General features: G+C 35.6%; 7 protein-coding genes and 1 tRNA gene. All 8 read right to left on the bottom strand.

What is annotated here, in order from left to right; translation table 11 throughout:
• A partial coding sequence (locus K9M74_05605; protein ID MCF7799350.1) for a hypothetical protein occupies positions 1-228 on the bottom strand: 228 nt, incomplete at its 3' end.
• A gap of 274 nt (positions 229-502) precedes the next feature.
• Positions 503-1,669, bottom strand: coding sequence for a hypothetical protein (locus K9M74_05610; GenBank protein MCF7799351.1), 1,167 nt, complete (start codon positions 1,667-1,669; stop codon positions 503-505).
• Positions 1,670-1,866: 197 nt separating this feature from the next.
• Complete coding sequence (locus K9M74_05615; GenBank protein MCF7799352.1) at positions 1,867-3,435, bottom strand: hypothetical protein; 1,569 nt, start codon at positions 3,433-3,435, stop codon at positions 1,867-1,869.
• Positions 3,436-3,818: 383 nt separating this feature from the next.
• Complete coding sequence (locus tag K9M74_05620) at positions 3,819-4,379, bottom strand: hypothetical protein (protein ID MCF7799353.1); 561 nt, start codon at positions 4,377-4,379, stop codon at positions 3,819-3,821.
• A gap of 174 nt (positions 4,380-4,553) precedes the next feature.
• Complete coding sequence (locus tag K9M74_05625; protein ID MCF7799354.1) at positions 4,554-5,225, bottom strand: class I SAM-dependent methyltransferase; 672 nt, start codon at positions 5,223-5,225, stop codon at positions 4,554-4,556.
• Between the two features lie 30 nt (positions 5,226-5,255).
• A complete protein-coding gene (locus K9M74_05630) occupies positions 5,256-5,531 on the bottom strand; it encodes a diphthamide synthesis protein (GenBank protein ID MCF7799355.1) in 276 nt (91 codons plus the stop codon).
• Between the two features lie 85 nt (positions 5,532-5,616).
• The gene (locus tag K9M74_05635; protein ID MCF7799356.1) at positions 5,617-6,564 is read right to left on the bottom strand and encodes a hypothetical protein; all 948 of its coding nucleotides are present in this window, start codon (positions 6,562-6,564) and stop codon (positions 5,617-5,619) included.
• Between the two features lie 285 nt (positions 6,565-6,849).
• Positions 6,850-6,924: transfer RNA gene (locus tag K9M74_05640), tRNA-Glu, on the bottom strand.
• Positions 6,925-7,141 lie beyond the last annotated feature (217 nt).

Here is a 7,141-nt window from a genome sequence, read left to right on the forward strand (position 1 = left end):
AGCTACTTTTTTCTTAGCAGGAGCCTTCTTCTTAGCTACCTTCTTTTTAGCTACTTTTTTCTTAGCAGGAGCCTTCTTCTTAGCTACCTTCTTTTTTGCAGCCTTTTTAGGTGCTGCTTTCTTTGCAACTTTTTTCTTTGCTACTTTCTTTTTTGCAGGAGCTTTTCGCTTTACTGCAGCTTTTTTAGCTGGAGCTTTTCGCTTTACTGCTTTTTTCTTTGCTACCATTTAACTTACACCTCGCGCGGTTATGGTTAATATACTTAGCTGCCAACATATAGTTAGCAACATAGTAATTTGTGATTTAATCATATTTAAATGTTATTCTTTTTCTTGCGTTTTAAACGTTAAAACGTACAAAAAAATAATTTATTTTTTAGAAAAAAAATTTGAAAAAAAAACAAGAAAAATTTTTTGCTAAAATATTTTAAGTTTTGTTAAACACTGTTTGATATTCAAAAAACTATTTTTGTTTTCATTAAAAAAATATCTTCATAAAAAATTAAGAAACAGATTTTACAAAATCATACAGCAAAATAAATACTGCATTAGTCCATGCGAAACCTGATTGCGTTGGATAACGTCCCTGTTTTCCTTTCGTTTGCGCAACCACATCATACTTTTCCCAGAAGGTTTTAGTTTTATCAAACACGTTTTTGTTTAAAGCAAGCCATTTTGTTGCTAAACGAAACGCATCATCTCTAAAACCATATTTTTCAAGACCTGAAATGACCATAAACTGCTGATTAGGCCACCCATTCGGATAATCCCATTGTTTAAACTCAATAGACAACTTATCCTTTTGCGTATTAGCTAGACCCCCTTCGCATTCAAACTGCGCAACATGATGCAACATCTTATGTGCTTGATGCTCTGATGCAAGCCCGGCCCATAGCGGATAAAAACCTGCTAATGAAAAAAAATCACTTTGTTTTTTGTCCACATAGTTATAATCAAAAAAGAAACCTTGTTCTTCATGCCAACAGTACTTGGTTACTAATTCTTTTCGTTTGCTTGCAAGTTTCTCATAGTGTTCTGCTTTATGCACATCGCCAAGCGTTCTAAAAATCTGCGCGAGGTCAACTTCGTATTTATAGAGCAAACTATTTAAGTCAACAGGTGCAAAATTCAAACAATGCTCTTTAAAGCGACTCGTCATATCCCAACCAGACTCATGTTCGGCAGTTACATGCGTAATTTCATGATCACAATACCGACTTAAACCACAAGCAAGTACATGATGTTGCTTTTCATGCGCATCGACCCAATACTTATTGAGTTCTTGTTCAAGCATATACGCCATCTCACTAAGCCAGCGATTATTATTGGTTTTTGCAAAGACAGCTAAGACTAAAGAAGATAAAAAAGGAGGTTGAGAGATACCTAAGTTATAAAATTGGTTTCTGAGAGGAATAACGCCGAAACGCTTTTGCATGAACAAAAAATTTTCAACAATACCTTTCACTAAATGCGTTTCATCGCGAGCTAAAAGACCAAGAGAGATGAAATAGGTATCCCAATAGAATTGATCATTCTTAAAATACGTGTCGTTAGGCGAAACGAAATGATGTGGCAACCCTATGCGCGTTCCTGCATCTTCAGGAAAAAAACACGTAATCTTCTCCCAATAAGCCTCAATATAGTCAATACACTGCTGATACTCATCCATACACTCGCATTTGAGAAGTCATTCTTTAAAAAGGGGTGTTGAAACTAAAAAGTGAAAAATACAAACACTTGCGAAGCATTATCGCGCCTCAGGCTAGCGAACAAGAATCGTCAAACAAAACTATTTTGCATAACGCACGTTGCACAACATTTGTTTGATTCTTTATTACTTCAAGGCAACGTTGTTAGTCGTAGCGCTTATAGCGAAGCAATGTAGTCCTTAACTTTTGTGAGGACTTCTTCTTTTGCTGCAGGTAAATATTTTATGCTACCTGCAACCGCATGACCACCACCACTAATACGAGCGTAAGGAAATGCTTCAATTAAAAGAGGTACTAGTTTGTTGACGTCAAAAAGAGTCTGCTCTTGCTCTGCTCTAAAAACAATTATTCCATCAGTATGAACCATAATAATTCTTGGCTTTACCTCTTCAAAATTATTACCTACAATTGCTGCAAGTTTACCAACAGAAAAATAATCACCGCGCAGAGCAGTTACTTCGCCATCTAAACTAAATAACGTGTATTTTCCTTGCTGTTCTCGCTGCACATATTTTTGTACTACCAAATTTAATTCTTCTTGAGCTTCAAGAATAATTGGTCGATATAATAAAACTAATGCATCTCTTTCTTTTTTCGGACCATAAAGTAAGGTATTGATAGGACTAAGTTGTAAATTCATTTTTGTCTGAAAGATTTCATAATCAACAGTAAGAGCAACTTCTCGAACATATTCTTTAGATTCGCCTGATAATGTGATAAGTTCATCAATTTCAGCACCCTCACATCTATCTGCAACACCACCAACAGCTGCAACAAATGCATCTGACTTTACGTTTTCATTCACTAAATGAGCAAGTTCATAACACACCATAGATGCCGACATATTATCAGAAATACCGACTAAATGAGGATTGACATGATTAATAGTTTCCTTACAAATAAGAGTTTGACCGTGTTTATCTTTAACTCCAGGGTCGTGATGATCAATAACCATAACATCAGCACCAAAAATTTTTGCTTTTCTCATTGCAAGTAAATCTTGCGCAGTACTTCCATTATCAACAATGAGAATTAAAGGAGCAGAAAGATCATTTCGTTTCGCATTCATAAGAAAAGTTCCAATATCTTTAGTTGCATCAATGACATCATACCAAGGAGTTCTTGATGGGTTTCTCATAAAATAATTAGAAGGATATTTAAGGAAGGGATGTGCGTCATCAATCATTGGACGAATTGCTCGCTCGAGTTGTAAACCTGCAGCATACCCATCTGCATCGCCATGATGTGTAATAATAATCGGTCGCTTCTCTAAAATTGCTTGCCGAATAACCGATGCACCTTTGTTAAGCATGTCATGCATTTTCACAAAGTTTTCGCTTTTAAGTTGGGGTTTGCCTTTGGGCTGAAATTGTGCTAAGAGTTGATCTTGAACTAATTCTTTAGCTTTAACTTCTTCGTCTGCTTTTGCTTTCCACGCATCAACAATTTTTCCTTGCAAGGTTCCTTCATAATGGCTTCTTGTGAATTGAAATGTTGCATAGACATCTTGTATTATGTCAGGAAATGCAATAGCACCAGGAACAAACTTGACTAGTTTAAAATCCTCTTCACCATCGGTGATGGTAAAAATGTTAAGACCTTCTTTAGTTCTAAACGCATCTTTCACATAACTTGTTAATTGGTACGTTAAGCCTTTTACTTGAGAGTTTTTCATCTCATTGATTGTTTCAACGACGAGTAAGTCGTTAGTTTTGTTATTTGTCATTTTATTTTTTCCGCGTGCAAATGCAAAGCGTTTTTGTGCTGTTGCCTTGGCAATCAACGTTTGTAAACGTATTTTGGGAAGCGTTAGCTTTTCCGAAATAAACGCGTTGAAAACGAACAATTTTTGCGAGAAGCAAAAATAATCTGCCGCAACAACATAAACGCATTGCTTGTGGTTGAAAAGAAAATCCACTACGGGCTCGCGTTAATCATTATGAAGAAGTTGTTGCACGTCTTATTTATCTTTTTTTGTATTTAATATCTGAAATATTTTTCAATTATCTTCATGTGCGTATACACGATTTTCTTTTCTTTCTACACTTGGAAAGATCGTTTCTATTTATAAACCTTTCCTAAAAAGAAGCTTATTTTGGCGGTTTTGACTTATTGATCCAATTCTTCACAAGGAATTAAATAAGGCTTATAGGCTTCTAAACGAGGCGTAATTAAATTATCTACATACTTATCCATACGAGTGCCTTTATCAGGATGAGAAGAATAATAATGATGAAAATGATTAGCCCGATTATCAGCTTCATTCACCAAACGAATCTTTTTATCTAACCGGGGCTCAGCATGAAGTTTAGTGCTCTTATTAAAGTCATAAATCAATCGCTCAATAGTTTCTACTTGTTCAAGTAATAACTCCCCATCAACAAAAATAGTATCCACGGGGCTAACTCCATTAACATATCTAGCAAGTTCACAAATTGCAACAACAGGAATGTTAACTTTACCAATAATATTTTTGCTAGTCTCGGAGAAGATAGTATGCACATAAGGAATGTTGGCAAATTTACGAGCATAATTTTTCGTTTGATTTCTCTTTTTTATTCGCTTCTTAGGAAAATTTCCTCTCACAAGATTATCTGTGCTTGGAGAATAAGACCCAACAAATATTTCAGGAAACCACCCATGATTTGACTCGTCAATCCCCACAAACATAAACCAATTTTTAAGGTCGCTACTTCTTAAACATTTATTTACTGCAAAACAGAAAGGTTTAAATCCTCGCCATTTCATAATTAAGGTTTGCGCACGTTTCTAGAACAAGTTCTTAAAGAAGATAAAGATTCACTAGACAAAGTAGTAAAAAAAACTAAACAGAACAAAATTATTTTACTGTTTTTTGTTAGCGAAAACTGCAACAATGTGATGCGGAGCAAGTCGCGAACTCATTTTCTTAAAACCAAGCAAAGATAAATCTTTACTTAACTCATCTTCATAAAAAGTATACATAATGATACCGTCTTCATCACCACCAATACCTTTGAAAGTCTGAGGTTTAATTTCTTCAAATGTTTGATCATAATCCTTGTCGTAATAAATATTTTTCTTATCAGTTGGTTCTACATTAAATGTTTCCCTGTTCGCTATTCGAATAATGAAAATACCATCTTTTTTGAGAACTCTACCTAGTTCTTTGAACGCTTCAAGAATCACCGGTTTTATTGCATGATTAAGACTTTGATAAGCAATAACTGCATCAAAACAATTATCTTCAAATGACAGTGTTGAGAAAATATCTTGCAAGAGATAGTTGTTCTGAGAACCTTTGGCCTTCTGTTTTGCAATCTTTAGTCCTTCATCAGAAATATCCATACCAGTTACTACAAAACCTTGATTTGCAAGAAAAGCTGCATTGCTACCATCGCCGCAACCCACATCAAGAATTATTTTTGCGCCTTGTTTTTTAAGAATGTTAAGCTCTTTGGAGTCAATAGATGTACGAGCAGTCTCGTTGTCTTCGCATCTCAACCAAACCTTGTTAAAATTCTCTTTTACACCCATATAAGTAATACTAGAAAAGAAATAGTTTAATTATTTTACTGTTTCTAAATCATACACCCATTTGCTATGACCATAATGCACGAGTAAATCAACACCAAGACGCTGCACTTCTAAAGGCAAATCACACGCGCCAAAATTTGAGCCAGCCCAAATAAACACGCTTGCACCTGTTGCTGCGCTAATGTCATCAACAATTTCTTTTGCTTCGGGCTTTAAACCATCAGGTAATTGCAAACAAACTTTCTTTGCATTCTTCTCTTTAATGGTTTGAATGACACGATTTGTTTCCAGTTTATAATTTCCCATAGTACATCAACAAAAGATAATGAAAAGAAAAAAAAAGAAAATAAAAAAAATTTGCACGCTTCATAGTGAAAAAGAAGAACAATAATTATTCTTTCTTTTCTTTTGAAGAATCTTCTTCAGCATCCGATGAATCTTCGTTTAACTCATCAGCTTCTTCATCAGCAAATTCATCTTCTTTAACAGATTCGTCAACATCATCGCCAAAATCTTTGGCATCTTCATCAGAAACTTCAGATTCATCTTCCAAATCAACGGAATCATGCTCATCGCCATCTTCTTGTGCTTGACGTTCTACTTCTTCGTTAAGAGCTTCTTTATCAGCTTCTTCTTCGTTCCCTGTTTCTGCCTGAGGCTGCGGTTCATCCTCTTCAACTAGATGAAGCGCGCCTTTGTCTTTTTTACGAATAGTAACTTTTTCAGTTTTTACATCCCCTTCAGTTAGTACAACATCAGCATTTTCTTCAAGCTTAGCAGATTTAATATCCATAGAACGAAGTGGATAGATTTTCGCACAAGCCTCTTTGACTTGCTTTTGCAGTTTAGCATCAGCAATTTCAGCAAAGAATTCTTCAACAGTTTTTGTAAATGCAAACTCTCGAATAACTCGTCGAGCTTCAAGCCTTACAGCAGACTGCGTTGATTTAGTTCCTTTGGAATGCGTGATAATTAAAGGCTTGATACGCAAGACTTTCTTATCCTTAGTTTTTGCAAGGAAGGAATCAATAATCTTATCCCGACCACGTCGAACAAGTCTTTTCATTGCAGCATTCACTAAAGAATAACCAATGACTTCAGTTTCTGCTTTACTATCAATAACAGTAGTTACACGAAAATGCATATTAACATTTTGTCGTCGCATGTTACCCATAATAGTTGATAAGTTTGCCGTCATATACTTTCCATTTAAAAGTTCACTATCTGCAACATAAGATTCGCCCAATGCAGCATTATTGAATAATTTAGGAGCAAGGACGGTGAACCACTTTTTCTTTTTAACTTTTGTTTGCACAATTTTTTTCTTATTGGGAGCCATCGTCTTCACCTATTTACTCAAGCGTTTCCGCTTTTCTTTCTTCATACGCTTTCGTTGCCACTTCCAGCGCATCTGACCTTTCTTTTTCCAACGTCTACTTGATCGTTTCACATAATCACCTTTATGTTTTATGTATGCAAGAAATCTTGATTTCTTAACACATTTTTTTACCTATATGTTCTTATTTAATTTTGAAATAAAATTCTTTCCGCAAGGAAAGGAATAACATGCTCCGGCCGGTAGTGAAAATAAAAAAAATTATTTTCGGACCAACCATAGCAAAAATGCTCCGGCCGGGATTTGAACCCGAGTCCTCGGATCGAAAATCCGAGATGATTGGCCGGACTACACCACCGGAGCGTTTTGAATAGTATATATTCTATAAGAATTGCCACTGAATTTTTTTAGTTTTATTGAGTCGTCTTGCCCGTAAACAGCATCTGAATGCTTAGATGGAGCTTTCAGGGACCCTAGAGCCCTATATGTTGTCTTAAGCAACTCGAGAGAAACCGGTTTTATTTATAAAGGTGCTGGTTTTTGGGGCTTGTTCAAAGTGATTGCTCTCCAGAGCCAGTAA

It is taken from the genome of Candidatus Woesearchaeota archaeon (genome assembly GCA_021734105.1).
Classification (GTDB): Archaea; Nanobdellota; Nanobdellia; order Woesearchaeales; family SKGA01; genus SKGA01.